Origin of the sequence: Tenacibaculum sp. 190524A05c (assembly GCF_964036595.1) — a bacterium.
Taxonomy (GTDB): Bacteria; Bacteroidota; Bacteroidia; order Flavobacteriales; family Flavobacteriaceae; genus Polaribacter; species Polaribacter platacis.
In genome coordinates this window covers 359575-377153 of sequence record NZ_OZ038523.1, presented here as the reverse complement: position 1 = coordinate 377153, position 17579 = coordinate 359575, and the positions used below count along the sequence as shown (strand labels likewise).

Sequence of the window (17579 nt, the reverse complement as noted above, 5' to 3'; positions counted from 1 at the left end):
ATTATGCATTTTACAACAACATCTTACATTTTACCTTTAGAAGTTATCACAACAGATAACCGCATTGTTGTACGACGCTTTTTCCCGCGCCCGTAAGGGCAATTCTACTCTTAGAACTTAGGTGAGTCCGGTTCTCTTTCAAATACACAATTAAGACAAACAAAATAATAAAACATCAAAATAATGGAAATCATTATTGCCGATATTTCACATAGTGTTTATGCACAGGAAATCTGCGAAACTATTGAAAATGCCGCTAAAATTAGAGGAACCGGTATTGCCAAAAGAAAACCAGAGTATGTTATTTCGAAAATGAAAGAAGGAAATGCTGTCATCGCTTTAGATGATAAAACCTTTGCCGGATTTTGTTATATCGAATCTTGGAGTCATGGAAAATTTGTAGCCAATTCAGGATTAATTGTTCATCCGAATTACAGAGGTTACGGTTTATCTAAGAAAATCAAACAAAAGATTTTTGATCATTCTAGGATGAAATTCCCTGAAGCTAAAATATTTAGTATCACAACAGGATTAGCTGTGATGAAACTGAATAGCAATTTAGGTTACAAACCTGTTACCTTCTCAGAACTTACAACAGATGAAACCTTTTGGAATGGATGCAAAACTTGTGTGAATTACGATGTTTTACAAAGAACGAATCAAAAAATGTGTTTATGTACTGGAATGTTATATGATCCAGCTACAGAAAATAATAGTCAGCCTAAAAGGAGAATTAAAGAAAAAACATTCACCAGGTTGAAAAGCATCAAACAACATTTATTCTTAAAAAAAGAGAAAAAATGAAAAAATTAGTATTAGCATATAGTGGAGGATTAGATACCTCATATTGCGCTGTTCATTTATCAAAAGATAAAAACTTTGAAGTGCATGCGGTTAGTGTAAATACAGGAGGATTTACTCAAAACGAAATACAAAACATAGAAAATAAAGCTTATGAATTAGGTGTGAAAACCTATAAAAACATAAATGCTATTGATAATTACTACGAGAAAGTAATTAAATATTTAATCTTTGGTAATGTTCTAAAAAATAACACCTACCCTTTATCTGTAAGTGCAGAAAGAATTATTCAAGCCATTGAAATCATCAATTATGCAAAAAGTATTGGAGCTGAATATATTGCTCATGGAAGTACAGGTGCAGGAAATGATCAAGTTAGATTCGATTTAATTTTCAACACACTAGCTCCAGTAATTGAAATCATTACACCAATTAGAGATCAAAAATTAAGTAGACAAGCAGAAATTGAATACTTAAAAGGTCATGGTGTTGACATGAAATGGGAAAAAGCAAAATATTCTATTAATAAAGGTTTATGGGGAACTAGTGTTGGCGGAGATGAAACCTTAACCTCTCACCTACCGTTACCAAACGAAGCTTTTCCATCTCAACTAGAAACTAGAACTGAACAATCCATTTCAATTAGATTTAAAAATGGAGAACCAACTGCTTTAAATGATAAAGAAGGAAATCCATCAATAATTATTGAAGAACTAAATAAACTCGCTTCTAAATTCGCAATTGGTAGAGATATTCATGTTGGAGATACTATTCTTGGAATAAAAGGTAGAGTTGGTTTTGAAGCTCCTGGAGCGTTAGTACTTATAAAAGCACATCATTTATTAGAAAAACACGTACTAACAAAATGGCAATTGCAGCATAAAGATTATATCGCGAATTGGTATGGAACTCATCTTCATGAAGGATTATATTTAGATCCTGTTATGAGAGATTTAGAAGCCTTATTAAGTAGTAGTCAGAAACATGTTACAGGTGAAGTATTTATTACCTTAAAACCATATCATTTTTCTCTGGATGGAATTACGTCTCAAAACGATTTATTACAATCAAAATTCGGAAGTTATGGTGAAATTAATAATGCTTGGACTGCTGAAGATGCTAAAGGATTCATAAACATCTATGGAAATCAAACTAAAATCTTTCAAAACACTGTAAATCATGATTAAAGTTGGAATTATAGGTGGTGCTGGCTATACAGCTGGAGAATTAATAAGATTATTAATACATCACAAAGAAGTGGAAATAGATTTTGTTTTTAGTACTTCCAATGCCGGAAATAAAATTAGCCACATACATCAAGATTTAGTGGGAACTACAGATCAAAAGTTCACAGATTCAGTAAATACAAAAGTAGATGTTGTTTTCCTATGTTTAGGACATGGAAATTCAGGAAAATTCTTAGCACAATATGAATTTTCGAACAACACTAAAATCATTGATTTGAGTAATGAGTTCAGATTGGAAAACGATTCGGTATTTCAAGGAAATTCATATATCTATGGTTTACCAGAAATTCATAAAACTGCAATTCAACAAGCAAAGTATATTGCGAATCCTGGTTGTTTCGCTACTGCAATTCAACTGGCTATTATTCCATTAGCTCATCACAAGTTAATCAAAACTGACGTTCATGTAAATGCGGTTACAGGAGCAACGGGCGCTGGAACAAGTTTATCTAAAACAACACATTATACTTGGAGAGATAATAATTTTTCATATTACAAACCTTTTACACATCAACATTTAGGTGAGATTTATCAAACTATTGAACATCTAAATGGAAACAGTAACAACAAGGTCCATTTCTTACCAAATAGAGGAAACTTTTCAAGAGGAATATTTGCTACAGTTTACACCAAATTTGATGATTCTTTAGATACAGCAATTGAACTCTACAAAGACTTTTATAAAGATGCCGCTTTTACTTTTATTAGTGATGATTTTCTTCATCTCAAACAGGTTGTAAATACCAATAAATGCTTAATTCATTTACACAAACATGAAGATCAATTATTAATTACAAGTTGTATTGATAATTTATTAAAAGGTGCCTCTGGACAGGCGATTCAAAACATGAATTTGATGTTTGGGTTTGAGGAATCAGAAGGATTACAACTAAAAGCTAACTTTTTCTAAACTATTTAATTATGAAAATAGCAATCATAGGAACAGGGAACTTAGGAAAATCAATAGCGAAAGGTTTAATTATTAATAATGCTATTACAACCCTATATCTAACAAAAAGGAATCTTCAAGAAATAGAGGAATTCAATGGATATGGAAATGTAACGGTAACAACTGATAATCTGGAAGCAGTTCAAAATTCAGATATTTTAATCTTTGCCGTTCAGCCAAAACACTTTGAAAGTATTTTAAATAGCATCAAAGATTCGCTAACGGATAAACATGTTATTATTTCTACAATTACTGGATTTTCAATTGAAAAGATTGAAGCTGTTGTAGGACAAGATCATCATATCATTAGAGCAATGCCAAATACTGCTATTGCAGTTGGAAAGTCAATGACTTGTTTATGTGCAAATATAAAAGGAAATGATCGTATTGAATTGGCAAAAGCTATTTTTAATAGACTCGGGAATTCCATGGCAATCTCAGAAAACTTAATGCAATCGGCAACTGTGGTTTGTGCGAGTGGAATAGCTTTCTGGATGCGTTTAATAAGAGCCACAACACAAGCCGCAATCCAACTAGGTTTTGACGCGAAAGAAGCTCAAGAATTGGCCATGTTTACGAGTGAAGGTGCAGCTAATTTACTTATAGAATCTGGAAATCATCCAGAACAGGAAATAGATAGAGTTACAACTCCTAAAGGATGTACTATTGAAGGACTAAATGAAATGGAACACAAAGGTTTAAGTTCCTCATTAATTCAAGGAATGGTAGCCTCATACAACAAAATTAACACGATTAAAAAAGAACAAATATGAGTTTATTTAATGTTTACCCATTATTCGATATTACACCTGTAAAAGCTAATGATGTTTACGTGTACGATGAAAACGGAACACAGTATTTAGACTTATATGGTGGACATGCAGTAATTTCAATTGGTCATTCACATCCTACTTATGTTGAAAAGCTAACCAAACAACTTTCCAATATTGGTTTCTATAGTAATTCAATTCAAAACCCTTTACAACAGGAACTAGCTAATAAGTTAACTACACTTTCTAATTGTGAATCGTACGAATTATTCTTGTGTAATTCAGGTGCCGAAGCAAACGAAAATGCGATTAAACTAGCTTCTTTTCATACAGGAAAACACAAAATAGTTGCTTTTAAAAATGCGTTTCATGGTAGAACTTCTGCTGCAGTTGCCGCAACTGATAATGCTAAAATTGTAGCACCAGTAAATGCGCAACAAGCCGTCGAATTTATTGAATATGGAGATGTCGCTTCTCTACATGATGTATTGGCTAAAGGAGATGTTTGTGCTGTAATTACCGAAATCATTCAAGGTGTTGGTGGATTAGATGAGGCAACTACTGAATTCTATAAGACAGTAACAACTTTATGTAATACATACGGAAGTTTATTCATTGCAGATGAAGTTCAATCTGGATTCGGAAGAACTGGAGATTTCTTCGCTTTTCAAAAGCACGGAATTGAACCAGACATTATTTCTATGGCTAAAGGAATGGGGAACGGATTTCCTGTTGGAGGAATACTTATTCATCCAAAAATTAAAGCCTCTTTTGGTTTGTTAGGAACAACTTTCGGTGGAAACCATTTAGCATGTACTGCTGCTTTAAGCGTTTTAGAAACCATAGAAAAAGAAAACTTATTAGATAATGTAAAAGAAGTTTCATCTTATTTCATAAATAAGGCTCAACAAATATCAGAAATCAGAAACATAAAAGGTCGGGGATTAATGCTTGGATTGGAGTTTGACTTTCCAATAGCGGAACTACGGAAAGATTTGATTTTTAATCATCATATCTTCACTGGAAGCTCAAAAAACCCGAACCTACTACGTATTCTTCCTTCATTAACAGTTAAGAAAGAACATGTAGATGTATTTATCAATGCATTAATAAAAGCATTAGAGTTACAGAAAGTATAGAATTAATGTCGTCATGCTGAATTTATTTCAGCATCTCATTAATGATAATTCAAATTCTCTTGAGATCCTGAAACTCCCGAAACATCGGGACAGGATGACATTATACTAAAACTCAAAACCGTGAAAAAATATACTGATATAAATGATATAACCAACATATCTCAAACTATAAACGAAGCAATTCAAATTAAAAAAACTCCTTTTAAACATAAAGGTTTAGGAGTTAATAAAACACTAGTAATGTTATTTTTCAATGCCAGTTTAAGAACTAGACTGAGCACAGAAAAAGCAGCTAAAAATCTTGGAATGGATGTAATGTGTTTGCAAATAAATAATTCTTGGAATTTAGAATTTGAAGACGGAACTATTATGAATCTTACGACTTCTGAACATATTAAAGAAGCTGCAAAAGTTATTGCTCAATACGCAGACATTATTGCTGTAAGAGCTTTTCCTACCTTAAAAAATAAAGATCAAGACTACGCAGAAACCATCATTACAAGTTTTACGAAGTATTCTGAGATTCCTGTAGTGAATTTAGAAAGCGCAACAGCTCATCCTTTACAAGCCTTGGCAGATGCAATTACTATTAACGAATTTGCTAAAGACAAGAAACCTAAAGTAGTTCTTTCTTGGGCACCACATCCGAAAGCATTGCCTCAATCAGTTGCGAATTCGTTTGTAAATATGATGCAACAATTGCCTGTTGATTTTTCCATAACACACCCTGAAGGTTACGAACTACATTCAGATATTACTAAGAATACAACGGTAAATTACAATCAAGAAGAAGCTTTAAAAGATGCCGATTTTGTGTATGTAAAAAACTGGAGTGCTTATGGCGATTATGGTAAAATACTTACTCAAGATAATAATTGGATGATTACCAAAAAAAAACTGAATGATGCTAAGTTTATGCATTGTTTGCCTGTAAGAAGAAATGTAGTTGTTGAGGATGCTGTTTTAGATTCAGAAAACTCAATTGTTATTGATCAAGCGAATAATAGAACTTACGCAGCACAAGTAGTTTTGAAAAACATTCTTGAAAACTTATAATATGAAGTCTCTAAAAATTATAAAAATTGGTGGAAATATCATCAACAATAAAATTCTCTTGAATGAATTTTTGGATGACTTTGCGAGACTCGATTCTCCAAAATTATTGGTTCATGGAGGAGGAAAATCAGCCTCAGAACTTTCCATTAGAATGGGAATTGAACCTAAAATGAAAAATGGTAGGCGGATTACTGATGACGAAACATTGGACATAATCACAATGGTTTATGGTGGAAAAATCAATAAAAACATCGTTGCTCAATTACAAGCAAGAAATTCAAATTCAGTTGGTTTTTCAGGTGCTGATGGAAACAGTATAGTTGCGATTAAACGTCCAATTAAAGATATTGACTATGGTTTTGCAGGTGATGTTACTCATGTAAATACGCAAACAATAAATGTTTTATTACAAAACGATATTTCACCTATTTTTTGTGCAATTACTCATAATCAAAACGGACAATTATTAAATACGAATGCAGACACTATTGCATCGGAATTGGCTATTGCTCTATCCAAAGACTATAAAGTTTCACTTTATTACTGCTTTGAGAAAAATGGAGTTTTAAAAAATATTGAAGATGATGATTCGGTTATCAAACACATTAACAGTCAAAAATTTGAACAACTAAAAAAAGAAGGTATTATACATGACGGAATGTTACCAAAAATACACAATTGCTTACAATCCATACAAAAAGGTGTGGCAACTGTACACATTGGAAACAATAAAATGCCTTTTGAACAGGATATAAAATGTACAACATTTCAACAATAATGACACAGAAAGAACTTACCTATAGTGCTATTGATTTACTGAAGAAACTCATAGAGATTCCTTCATTTTCTTCGGAAGAAGATAAAACAGGTGATTTATTAGCCTATTGGTGTACTATTCATAATATTGAATATAACAGAACTAAGAATAATGTTTGGGCAGTAAATAAATACTTTGATGAAAGTAAACCCACAATTCTTTTAAACTCGCATCATGACACAGTGTATCCAAATAATGGATATACTAAAGACCCTTTTAAAGCCATTGTTGAAGATGGAAAATTATATGGATTAGGAAGTAATGATGCTGGAGGATGTTTAGTTGCTCTTTTGGCAACGTTTAGTTATTTCTATCATCAAGAAAATTTAAAATACAATTTAGTGTTTGTTGGTTCTGCTGAAGAAGAAAGTAGCGGGCCTGATGGTTTAAATAGTATGTTATCAATTATTCCTAAAATTGATGTTGCAATAGTTGGTGAGCCAACGCAAATGCAACTCGCTATTGCAGAAAAAGGATTAATCGTTTTTGATGGAAAAGTTAAGGGAACTCCTAGTCATGCTGCTCATCCAAATTCTGATAATCCAATTTACAATGCTATTGAAGTTTTAGAATGGTTCAAAAATTATCAGTTTGATAAAACTTCAGAAGTTTTAGGTGATGTTAAAATGACAGTTACTCAAATTAATGCTGGAAAACAGCACAATGCAGTTCCTTCTGCTGTTGATTTAGTTATAGATGTTCGAGTAAATGATAAATATTCGAATAAAGAAATCGCCGACATTCTAGAAAAGGAAGCACCTTGTGAAATGAAGCCTAGGAGTCTACGATTAAATTCATCATCAATAGACAAGAATCATCCATTAATTGAAGCTGGAATGGCAATTGGTAGAACAACTTATGGTTCTCCTACTCTTTCGGATCAATCGGTATTAAGTTGTCAATCTGTAAAATTAGGTCCAGGAGATAGCACACGTTCACATACTGCTGATGAATTCATTTATGTAGATGAAATTAAAGAAGGAATTGATATTTATATCAAAATTTTAGAACAAGTAATTACCTAAAAAAATAAAGATGAAACTTTGGAAAAAAGAATTTTCTTTGGACAAAGCCATTGAAAATTTTACTGTTGGAAACGATAGAGAAATCGATATCCATATTGCAAAATACGATGTAATAGCTTCAAAAGCTCATGCAATGATGTTAGCATCCGTAGGTATTATTTCATCGGAAGAATCAGAAGCTCTAATTAAAGAACTTGATTTGATTTTACAACAGATTGAAAACAATGAATTTATCATAGAACAAGATTTTGAAGATGTTCATTCTAAAATTGAATTTGAACTCACTAAAAAACTTGGAGAAACCGGTAAAAAAATTCATACGGCAAGATCAAGAAATGATCAAGTTTTAGTGGCTTTACAATTATATTATAAAAATGAATTATTGACTATTATTGAACAAGTCAAAACACTTTTCAATACACTTATTTCATTAGCAGAACAATATAAAGATAAGTTACTTCCTGGTTATACTCATTTACAAGTAGCAATGCCGTCTTCTTTTGGATTATGGTTTTCAGGATATGCAGAAACGCTGTTAGATGACATAGAGTTACTTTCATCTTCACTTAAAATTGTCGATCAAAATCCGTTAGGTTCAGCTGCTGGTTATGGTAGTTCTTTTCCTATTGATAGACTAATGACGACAGAAGAACTTGAATTTGCAACGTTAAAATATAACGTAATTGCCGCTCAAATGGCAAGAGGAAAAAACGAAAGAATTATTGCTAGTTCTTTAGGAAATTTAGGGAATACGTTGAGTAAATTTTCTATGGATATTTGTTTGTATATGAGTCAGAATTTTGGCTTTATTACATTCCCTGATGAGTTAACTACTGGTAGTAGTATTATGCCTCACAAGAAAAATCCTGATGTATTTGAATTGGTAAGAGGTAAATGTAATCAAATTCAAGCTTTACAAACAGAAATGCTGTTACTTACTAATAGTTTACCAAGTGGTTATCACAGAGATTATCAATTGTTAAAGGAAAATATGATTAAGGCTTTTGAAAATTTGAAGACTATTTTAAAGATTTTCAATTATAGTATTAATCAAGTAATTGTGAAAGATGTTGATATGAATGATGAGAAATACAAATATCTTTACACCGTAGATAATATCAATACATTAGTTACAAATGGCATGTCTTTTAGAGATGCTTATTTAAAAATAAGCAGTGAAGTAGAAAATGGAACTTATGTGTCAGATGCTTCAAAAGATCACAGCCATGTAGGTAGTATTCATAATTTATCTTTAGATAAAATAAAGGAAAAGTTAGCTGCTAAATTTTAGTTAAAGTTATTTATCTGAATATTTAGTAAACATATTTAAATGTACTTTGGGAAAAATCAACAATCATGAAATCGATAATCTCAGGGTACATTTTTTTATTCTCATTCATATGCTTTTCTCAAACAGAAAAGGTTCTTCCTATAGACGAGTCTTTTAAGCAATTTATAAGCTGTAGAGATTTTACACTTTCATCAAATGGTAATGAAGCCTACTTCACAGTTCAAAATTTAAATGAAAGCAAAGGAGCGATTGTAAAAGCTAAAAAAATAAATAATACTTGGACCAATTTTGAAATTGTTTCTTTCTCTGGAACTTATAGAGATATTGAACCATTTCTTTCTCCAGATAACCTAAGATTATATTTTTCTTCGAATCGTCCTCATGGAAAAGATAATGAAGCTACCGATTATGATATTTGGTATGTCGAACGAACATCGATTCACTCAAAATGGTCTCAACCCAAGAATATTGGAGCTCCAGTAAATACGAAACACAACGAGTTCTATCCATCATTAAGTAAGAATAACAATCTATACTACACTTCAGATCAATTTACAGCTACAACAAAAGACGATATTCTTTTTGCAAAGTGGAATATCTCAAACTACGTAGAGCCATTAAAACTAAATGAAAATGTTAATGGAAAAGGATATGAATTCAATGCCTTTATTTCTCCTAATGAAGATTTCTTGATTTATACAGTTTATAAAGCTGAAGACGGCTTCGGCAGTGGTGATTTATATGTAAGCTTCAAGGATAAAAACGGAGATTTTACTAAAAGACAAAACCTTGGTAAATCCATCAATTCTTCTCGAATGGATTATTCTCCTTTTTATGATACATCTTCAGGAATACTCTACTTTACCAGTAAAAGAGATAATACGAAGGATATTAAAACTTCTGATTTCAAAAGCTTTCAAGAAATGGCAGAAAGTTATATGAATGGACAAAGTAGAATTTATAAAGTGAAAATGAAGCTATCTAGCCTGAAATAATACAATTTTAGAAGACGGCATAATTTAGTCTATAGAATTCTTTGTACACTCTGTAAAGTATTCTATTACAATCATTCTTCAAAACTGAATCGAACAAAAATTCATCCTTTTCATTTATTTTCAAACAAACAAAGGTTAAAGTATCTATTTCTATTAACTCTTGAACTTTTTTCTTTAATTTACGAATACACCCTTTTTTATCAGAAACCGTTTTAAGTCCATTTATTACGATTATACTTTTCTCTATTATTTTAATTTTATCATAATCTTCCTTAAAAGCATTAGGTTGTTCTATACTTTTATTTTCAAAATATGTTCTTAATTGACTTATTTCCTTTTCATAAAACTTATTAGATAAGTTGTTTGACTCTAATAATATTTTATTTTTTTCATTATCATTTTTACAAGACATGCTCATAAAACATATTAATAAAAACCATGTTATTCTTTTAACCATAAATCTAATTTAATAATTCTAAAGCTTTTTGTTTAACTTTTAAAAAAAATACATAATGCAACAGACATTAAATTCTCTAAGACAAACCTAAAACTACTTAAACGTTTACGTTAAAATTCATTTCTATCGATTTAGTACTAAAATCAAGGGTTCAGGTTAATCTTAAAAAATTACATTATTCGTAATTTATTAACTTAATTTAAAGACATACATAATTTTAATCATGTGTTAATGTTAATTTCACATCAAATATTAACCTATAAATTTTTTAAATTATGTTTAAGTCCCCCCTTCTTTTAACATTATTAATGTTATCATTAATAATACAAACACCTATTTTTTCACAGCAGTACGATCCTGGACAAGGAAAAACTTTAATGCTGATCGGGCAAACGTTTCAAAATGAATATGACGGATACAAGTCTGGAACTGGATTAACGCCTGCTGGATCTTCTCATTATGCTACTTTATACTTAGGCAGAATTGAACAAGGAGATGATGATCCAAATGCGCTATTCTTAGATCATGTTAGAAATACTCAAGAAAATCCTTATGCATTAGTGGCTTTAAGTTTTAAAGATAATACTGCTGCTGGAGGATATGGTCAAATGACGGACGACAGTAAACCACTAAATACCAACGCCGTGTGGGATGCTTTATCTGATGTAAATTCTGGAAAATGGGATGAACAAATTGATAATTTCTCTCAAACGATGAAGAGTCGTCCTGATACTAAGTTTTATTTAAGAATTGGATATGAGGTAAGTTTGCTTTTATTCGCTTATAACAACAATCAACAATATGTTGTAGACTGGCTAACTGAACAAGCAGATAATGGTGTAAATGTATTTGATAATCCAGATTCAATTTCAGAATTAGATAGACAAGAATATATAAACGCCTATAATTACATTGCTAGTAGAATTAGAAATGTTAATGGAGTAACTAATGTTGACTTTGTTTATCATCCTGTAAGAGGTTTAAACGATACAAAATGGCTATATCCTGGAAGTCAATATGTAGATTGGGTAGCTTTTTCTGTTTTTAATAATGATGTTTGTATTGAAGTTAACGGAACAACAAATTGTGAAGGCTCTACTATTGATCCAAGTTTACAGTCAAGTATTGATTTTGCAAAAGAAAATGGCCATCCAATAATGATTGCTGAAGCTGCAGCTCAAGCTCCAGCTACAGGTTCTTCATCAGATTTTAATAACTATCTAAATTTACTGGATAAAGTAGTTAAAGACAATGATGTTCGTGTTTTAGCTTATATAAATTCAAACTGGCCTATTCATGGTTGGGGACCAGAATGGGGGGATTCTCGAGTTGAAGTAAATACCTCTGTGCGTAATCATTGGATCTCTAAATTTGGAGATAATACAAGGTATATTCACGCTTCATCAACTTCGATAAATCCAACTCCTGCAACTTGTGATGATGGAATTCAAAACGGTAATGAAACTGGAATAGATTGTGGCGGGAATTGCGAACCATGCGATACAACTCCTCCTCCAACTGGAGACTGCTCTGGTAATTGTCCGGATGGATATAACTATTACGCTTGTGGGCAATGCTGGACAGATCAGCAACAAGCGCAATCTGATGGATGTACCGAAACATGTAGTTCAGATAACAATCCTCCTAGTGCAACTTGTAATGATGGAGTTCAAAATGGTAATGAAACTGGAATAGACTGTGGTGGAGATTGTCAACCATGTGATACAACTCCTCCTCCAACTGGAGAGTGTTCAGGTGATTGTCCGGATGGATATAATTTTTATGCTTGTCGACAATGTTGGGTAGATGAACAACAAGCACAATCTGGAGGTTGTACTGAAACCTGTAGTACAACTAATCCTGATACACCAACCTATGACGACGGAATTCAAAATGGTGACGAAACTGGTATTGACTGTGGTGGATCATGCACTAATAATTGTGACACAAGTAATACTCCAACATGTAATGATGGAATACAAAACGAAAGTGAAACAGGCATTGATTGTGGTGGTTCTTGTTCCAATTCTTGTGATACAAATCCTCCATCTGGTTTAGTAGCAAAACTATTACCACCTAATGAACAAATCCTATTGACAGTAGGACAAGATTTAAAAACAGTAGCAGAATATAAAGACTCTGGTTTATATCCAACAATGGGAGGTGTTACACAATATGTGGCTTTTTACAGTTTGCTAAATTCTAGTAATCCTCAATATGGTGCTTTAGGAGAAGATCCAAATGGAACACCAACTAACATCGATATTAACTGGGGAGCTGGTCCTTTAAATAGTCATAGTGGTGCAGTAGGGTTTCCTAATTCTAGTTTATCTATTGGAATGAGTATTGCAGAAGGGAATGAATCAGAAACTTGGTGTGCCGGTTGTTTAAATGAACTAGGAAATGGTGGCTGGGATGCAAATATTAAGCGTTTCGCAAAGTTTGCTAAAGATCATAGTGATATTGCTATATATTTAAGATTAGGATTTGAATTCGATGGTGCTTGGAATAGATATAATAGTGACCAATTTAAAAGAGCTTGGAGACGATTTGTTGATGTAATGCGAGCTGAAGGAGTAACAAATGTAGCTTACGTTTGGCAAGCTTGTGCTTCTCCTGTAGATGATTTGATTGATAGAAGAAGAGAAAATATAGAGGATTTTTGGCCTGGAGATGACTATGTGGATTGGTTAGGATACTCTTGGTTTTTAGTACCAGATCGAGTATATGAAAGAAATGGCTATCAAGCTGCAACACAAAGACAATTAGCTGATGAGATAGTGAATTTAGCTAGAAGAAAAAATAAACCTGTAAAACTATCGGAAACGTCTCCTCAAGGATATGACGTAAGCTCAGGAACAAATTGTAATATCGGATTTATTGATGGTACAGCAAACACTGGTTGTCAGAATAAATCACATAATCAAATATGGAATGAATGGTATACACCGATGTTCGAATATGTTTATGCAAATAAAGATGTTATTAGAGCTGTAGACTATATAAATGTGAATTGGGATGAAGATACCTCTAAATTTGGTCCTGGGAGCGGATATGCAGAAGGATATTGGGGAGATGCAAGAGTTCAATCTAACTCTGGAATATCTTCTAGATGGAATTCTGAAATATCGAAACCAATTTGGTTGCATGGTAGCTCCTCATTAAACATGGTATTATTAAATAATGGTACTGCTAGAAGAGTTAGTAACACTTTCGATACAAATGAAACCATAGGAAGTAATAATAACAACTTTGTAATCTACCCTAACCCTTCTGATAAGATTATAAATATTAGAGGAGTTGAACTAGGCACAACAATTACAATATATGATATAAATGGGAGAAAAATTAAAGAGACTAAAGAATTATCAATTCCAATAAGTAATTTACAATCAGGGTTCTATTTTGTGAAAAGACCTAAAGGTGTTAAACAATTTATCAAGAAAAATTAACTCAATTGCCCGTTATTAAAACCAATATCGGAGTTTTGTAAAAGCCTTTCAATCTTGGAAGGCTTTTTTTATTATTCCTTTTTCTTAAATTTTTCGATTAAAAATACATTCCCAAATAGCATTGTAAATGCATATCCAATATCTTCAACAGGAATAGTTAACAAACGAATTCCTAAATTCTCATCATTATTGTACCAAACAACAGGCTCTTCCAATCCAGTTCCAGTTAAGATTCCATTTACTATGAAAAACGGAATTAATATGATTAAGAATGCAATATAGAATCGTCTTAAATGTTCAATTCCATAAAAGAAGCTTACTACTAATAAAGCAATAAGAAACAAATAATTCACCGTAGTATATGCTTTTCCAAAGTTGTAGATCAAAATTGGAATAAGTATTACGACTATTGTTATTGTAATTGCTCTTGTAATTGATTGTGGAATTAAAAGATTTGGTTTGAAATATTCTAATGAATAATGGATGAATATACTAGCGTATGGAATACAAAAAAAGAACATCCACTCCTCTATTGGCATTCCGAAAAGTAAAAAAGGTAAATGATAATCAGGATTAAATCCCCAAACTCCATTTTGGGTGAAAATAGCGTCCCAAATTAAAAAAATTGTAGCTACAATGGTAAGTGATAATAAAACGGCTTTCCAATGTTTTATAAATCTCATATTCTTTTCAAAAGAATACAGTAAAGGAATACTCAATGATCCTAAATTCAGAAGTAAATATAAGTATATCACTATTTTAAATATTCTCTGAAATACTTAAATGGTACGAAAAGCATTCCGAAACATTCACCTTCCTGCTTACCCATTTTTTTATGATGAATTTTATGCGCCTTACGTAACGCTTTAAAATACCAGTTATCTGTTTTATCAAACCACTTAAATCTACGATGAATCAATACATCGTGAATTAAAAAGTAAGCAATACCATAACATAAAATACCTAAACCAATAAAAAACAAGAAGTTCAGCTCTGGTCTAATTCCAAAGAAAAATAACATCATACTCGGAATAGCAAAAACTACGAAAAAAGCATCATTTTTCTCAAAAACATGTGGATAACCAGGTTGGTGATGATCTTCGTGTAAATACCACCCAAAACCGTGCATCACATATTTATGTGTGCACCAAGTAATACCTTCCATCAATAAAAATGTACCTAAAGTAACTAACGCAAATATCATTAAATAAGGTTTAGTTTATATTTCACATAACTTCTTGCCAACAAATTTATCTTCATTGGATTAGAAATCCTAATTCTGGTATCCATAATCTTAGCGGATGGAGTTGCTTTTAACTTTTTCAACAACTTTCTATAATATCTATAAGCCATATATACCCCAAATTTTGCCTCAACAGGTAATTGAAGAATACCATTAGAAAAAGCAAATTCAAAATCTGCTTCTATTTCTTTGATAATCTCTTCTTTAGACTTATTATCTAATTGTTTTAAATTGACGTTTGGAAAATACGAACGATTTAATAGCTCTACATCATCCTTTAAATCTCTCAAGAAATTTACTTTCTGAAAAGCTGAACCAAGTCGCATAGCTGGTTCTTTTAATTTGTTATATTTTTCTTCGTCTCCCTTTACAAATACTCTTAAACACATTAACCCAACAACATCTGCCGAACCATAAATGTATTCGTTATATTCTTCTTCGGTTTTATATTCTGTCTTCGATAAATCAGCTCGCATACTTTTAAGGAAAGCTTGAACCAAATCATCTGTAATATTATTATTTTTAACGGTATGAATAAATGCATTCAAAATCGGATTCAAACTAATTCCTTGGTGCATTGAAAGATAATAGTCCTTTTCAAACCTATTTAACAATCCTTCTTTATCATAATCATGAAAGGTGTCAACGATTTCATCTGCGAATCGAACGAAACCATATATGTTATAAACATGTTCTCGTATTGAAGGAGATAACATTCTTGTTGCCAATGAAAAAGAAGTACTATAACTATTAGTTACTAATTTGCTACACTTGTAGGAAACATTGTCAAAAATACTTTTCATGAAAGGGAAGTTTTTAGAATTAAGTCTGAAGCTATTTTACCCGAAATTAATGACGGGGGTACACCCGGTCCGGGAACCGTTAATTGTCCTGTGAAATATAAATTTTTAACCTTTTTACTTTTAATCTTTGGTCTTAAAAAGGCTGTCTGTGTCAGAATATTAGCTAATCCGTAAGCATTTCCTTTAAAGGAATTATAATCCTTAATAAAATCATTTACGCAATAACTCTCTTTAAAGATAATATTTTCTTTTACATCTTGTCCAGTTAATTGCTCTAATCTTTCCATGATGATATTAAAATACTTTTCTCTTAATTTAGGAGTATCTTCTAAACCCGGAGCCAACGGAATTAAAAATGTTGCTGCTTCTTTTCCTTCAGGAGCTAAAGCGCCATCAGTTATACTTGGAAAACTAGCATAAAACAATGGCTTTTCAGGCCAAGTTATCGTGTCATAAATAGATTCAGCATGAACATCAAAGTCAGTATCAAAAAATAAAGTATGATGTTCTACATTTTTTAATTTTTTATCGAATCCTACATAAAATAATAATGAAGAAGGAGCAAAAACTCTTTTGTTCCAATAATTTGTGGAATATTGTCTTACAGCTTTAGGTAAAAGTGTTTCTGTATGTGCATAGTCTGCTCCACTTAAAACTAAATTTGTTTCTAATCTTTTACCGTTAATAATAATGGCTTCTACTTTATTATTAGAATCTAGAACGATTTCTTCAACATTTGCATTACTTACAAAACTTACTCCAAGTTGTTCTGCTAGAGTAACCATTCCTTCTACAACCTTATACATTCCGCCTTTTGGATGCCATGTTCCTAAGCCGAAATCAGCATAGTTCATAAAATTATAAAAAGCAGGAGTATTACTAGGTTTAGCACCTAAAAATAAAACGGGGAATTCTAATATTTGAATTAGTTTTTGACTTTTGATATTCTTTCGAACTTCTTTCCTAATGGTTGAAAAGAATTGTCCAACTCTTACCGCTGTTTTTGGAGTTACTAGTTCTAAGGGGGAAACACCGGGTCTGTAAACAATGTCTTTTACGGCAATGTCATAATTATCTTTTGCCGCTTTTATAAACTTTCTTAAATGTTTAGAACTCCCCTTTTCTTCTTGTTCAAAAATCTGGCAGATTTCTTCAAAGTTTCCTGGAATGGTAATACTATCGTTTTCTCCGAAGTATACTTGATAAGCTGGGTCTAATCTTTCGAGTTGGTAGTAATCTGAAGGTTTTTTACCAAAATCTGCAAAGAACTTTTCAAATACATCTGGCATCCAGTACCATGTTGGTCCCATATCGAACGTGAAACCTTGAGTTAAATACTGACTTGCTCTTCCTCCGAAGGTATTGTTCTTTTCAAAAACAGTAACCTCATATCCAGCTTTTGCCATGTAACTGGCAGCCGCTAAGGACGAAAAACCTGAACCAATTATTGAAATTTTTTTATTCAAGAGGATAAATTTTGTTTGTATAAAAGTATAAAAAAAAATTAAATGTTTAATCTTTTTAAGAAATATTT

The 17579-nt window shown here is 31.9% G+C and carries 16 protein-coding genes; 11 read left to right on the top strand and 5 right to left on the bottom strand.

Annotation, left to right across the window (positions count from 1 at the left end):
* Positions 1-183: 183 nt before the first annotated feature.
* From ABNT61_RS01650 to ABNT61_RS01605, 10 genes are all read left to right on the top strand, one after another.
* Positions 184-804 (top strand): GNAT family N-acetyltransferase, encoded by a 621-nt coding sequence (locus ABNT61_RS01650; protein WP_348744589.1) that lies wholly within the window; start codon positions 184-186, stop codon positions 802-804.
* Entirely contained in the window at positions 801-1988 is a 1188-nt protein-coding gene (gene argG / locus ABNT61_RS01645; RefSeq protein WP_348744588.1) for an argininosuccinate synthase, read from the top strand. Before ABNT61_RS01650 ends, argG begins: the two co-directional genes overlap by 4 nt.
* A complete protein-coding gene (gene argC / locus ABNT61_RS01640; protein WP_348744587.1) occupies positions 1981-2958 on the top strand; it encodes an N-acetyl-gamma-glutamyl-phosphate reductase in 978 nt (325 codons plus the stop codon). The genes argG and argC overlap by 8 nt, the downstream gene beginning before the upstream one ends.
* Positions 2959-2969: 11 nt before the next feature.
* Positions 2970-3770, top strand: a complete 801-nt coding sequence (proC, locus tag ABNT61_RS01635) for a pyrroline-5-carboxylate reductase (RefSeq protein WP_348744586.1) — start codon at positions 2970-2972, stop codon at positions 3768-3770.
* Positions 3767-4906 carry an aspartate aminotransferase family protein gene (locus ABNT61_RS01630; protein ID WP_348744585.1) on the top strand — a complete coding sequence of 380 codons (1140 nt, stop codon included), beginning with the start codon at positions 3767-3769 and terminating at the stop codon, positions 4904-4906. Before proC ends, ABNT61_RS01630 begins: the two co-directional genes overlap by 4 nt.
* 120 nt (positions 4907-5026) lie before the next feature.
* Entirely contained in the window at positions 5027-5962 is a 936-nt protein-coding gene (locus tag ABNT61_RS01625; RefSeq protein WP_348744584.1) for an acetylornithine carbamoyltransferase, read from the top strand.
* 1 nt (position 5963) lies between these two features.
* Positions 5964-6740 (top strand): acetylglutamate kinase, encoded by a 777-nt coding sequence (gene argB, locus ABNT61_RS01620; protein ID WP_348744583.1) that lies wholly within the window; start codon positions 5964-5966, stop codon positions 6738-6740.
* Complete coding sequence (locus ABNT61_RS01615; RefSeq protein WP_348744582.1) at positions 6740-7804, top strand: M20 family metallo-hydrolase; 1065 nt, start codon at positions 6740-6742, stop codon at positions 7802-7804. The genes argB and ABNT61_RS01615 overlap by 1 nt, the downstream gene beginning before the upstream one ends.
* A gap of 10 nt (positions 7805-7814) precedes the next feature.
* On the top strand, positions 7815-9095 hold the full coding sequence (gene argH, locus ABNT61_RS01610; RefSeq protein ID WP_348744581.1) for an argininosuccinate lyase: 1281 nt from the start codon (positions 7815-7817) through the stop codon (positions 9093-9095).
* A gap of 65 nt (positions 9096-9160) precedes the next feature.
* Positions 9161-10090, top strand: coding sequence for a hypothetical protein (locus ABNT61_RS01605; RefSeq protein ID WP_348744580.1), 930 nt, complete (start codon positions 9161-9163; stop codon positions 10088-10090).
* A 7-nt stretch (positions 10091-10097) separates the two neighbouring features.
* Here the strand turns inward: ABNT61_RS01605 and ABNT61_RS01600 are convergent, their stop codons facing one another.
* A complete protein-coding gene (locus ABNT61_RS01600; protein WP_348744579.1) occupies positions 10098-10547 on the bottom strand; it encodes a hypothetical protein in 450 nt (149 codons plus the stop codon).
* Positions 10548-10855: 308 nt separating this feature from the next.
* Between ABNT61_RS01600 and ABNT61_RS01595 the strand changes: the two genes are divergently transcribed.
* Complete coding sequence (locus ABNT61_RS01595; protein WP_348744578.1) at positions 10856-13999, top strand: glycosyl hydrolase; 3144 nt, start codon at positions 10856-10858, stop codon at positions 13997-13999.
* Positions 14000-14070: 71 nt separating this feature from the next.
* Here the strand turns inward: ABNT61_RS01595 and ABNT61_RS01590 are convergent, their stop codons facing one another.
* The 4 genes from ABNT61_RS01590 to ABNT61_RS01575 are packed head-to-tail and all read right to left on the bottom strand — an operon-like array spanning position 14071 to position 17511.
* On the bottom strand, positions 14071-14754 hold the full coding sequence (locus ABNT61_RS01590) for a lycopene cyclase domain-containing protein (RefSeq protein ID WP_348744577.1): 684 nt from the start codon (positions 14752-14754) through the stop codon (positions 14071-14073).
* Positions 14754-15203 (bottom strand): beta-carotene hydroxylase, encoded by a 450-nt coding sequence (locus ABNT61_RS01585; protein ID WP_348711605.1) that lies wholly within the window; start codon positions 15201-15203, stop codon positions 14754-14756. The genes ABNT61_RS01590 and ABNT61_RS01585 overlap by 1 nt, the downstream gene beginning before the upstream one ends.
* Positions 15203-16045, bottom strand: coding sequence for a phytoene/squalene synthase family protein (locus tag ABNT61_RS01580; RefSeq protein ID WP_348711604.1), 843 nt, complete (start codon positions 16043-16045; stop codon positions 15203-15205). The genes ABNT61_RS01585 and ABNT61_RS01580 overlap by 1 nt, the downstream gene beginning before the upstream one ends.
* Entirely contained in the window at positions 16042-17511 is a 1470-nt protein-coding gene (locus tag ABNT61_RS01575; RefSeq protein WP_348744576.1) for a phytoene desaturase family protein, read from the bottom strand. The genes ABNT61_RS01580 and ABNT61_RS01575 overlap by 4 nt, the downstream gene beginning before the upstream one ends.
* Positions 17512-17579 lie beyond the last annotated feature (68 nt).

Bases quoted from the DNA above. Each gene is read 5' to 3' on its own strand.
- ABNT61_RS01650 (WP_348744589.1), top strand. From the start codon at position 184: ATGGAAATCATTATTGCCGATATTTCACATAGTGTTTATGCACAGGAA.
- argG (WP_348744588.1), top strand. From the start codon at position 801: ATGAAAAAATTAGTATTAGCATATAGTGGAGGATTAGATACCTCATAT.
- argC (WP_348744587.1), top strand. From the start codon at position 1,981: ATGATTAAAGTTGGAATTATAGGTGGTGCTGGCTATACAGCTGGAGAA.
- proC (WP_348744586.1), top strand. From the start codon at position 2,970: ATGAAAATAGCAATCATAGGAACAGGGAACTTAGGAAAATCAATAGCG.
- ABNT61_RS01630 (WP_348744585.1), top strand. From the start codon at position 3,767: ATGAGTTTATTTAATGTTTACCCATTATTCGATATTACACCTGTAAAA.
- argB (WP_348744583.1), top strand. From the start codon at position 5,964: ATGAAGTCTCTAAAAATTATAAAAATTGGTGGAAATATCATCAACAAT.
- ABNT61_RS01615 (WP_348744582.1), top strand. From the start codon at position 6,740: ATGACACAGAAAGAACTTACCTATAGTGCTATTGATTTACTGAAGAAA.
- argH (WP_348744581.1), top strand. From the start codon at position 7,815: ATGAAACTTTGGAAAAAAGAATTTTCTTTGGACAAAGCCATTGAAAAT.
- ABNT61_RS01605 (WP_348744580.1), top strand. From the start codon at position 9,161: ATGAAATCGATAATCTCAGGGTACATTTTTTTATTCTCATTCATATGC.
- ABNT61_RS01600 (WP_348744579.1), bottom strand. From the start codon at position 10,547: ATGGTTAAAAGAATAACATGGTTTTTATTAATATGTTTTATGAGCATG.
- ABNT61_RS01595 (WP_348744578.1), top strand. From the start codon at position 10,856: ATGTTATCATTAATAATACAAACACCTATTTTTTCACAGCAGTACGAT.
- ABNT61_RS01585 (WP_348711605.1), bottom strand. From the start codon at position 15,203: ATGATATTTGCGTTAGTTACTTTAGGTACATTTTTATTGATGGAAGGT.
- ABNT61_RS01580 (WP_348711604.1), bottom strand. From the start codon at position 16,045: ATGAAAAGTATTTTTGACAATGTTTCCTACAAGTGTAGCAAATTAGTA.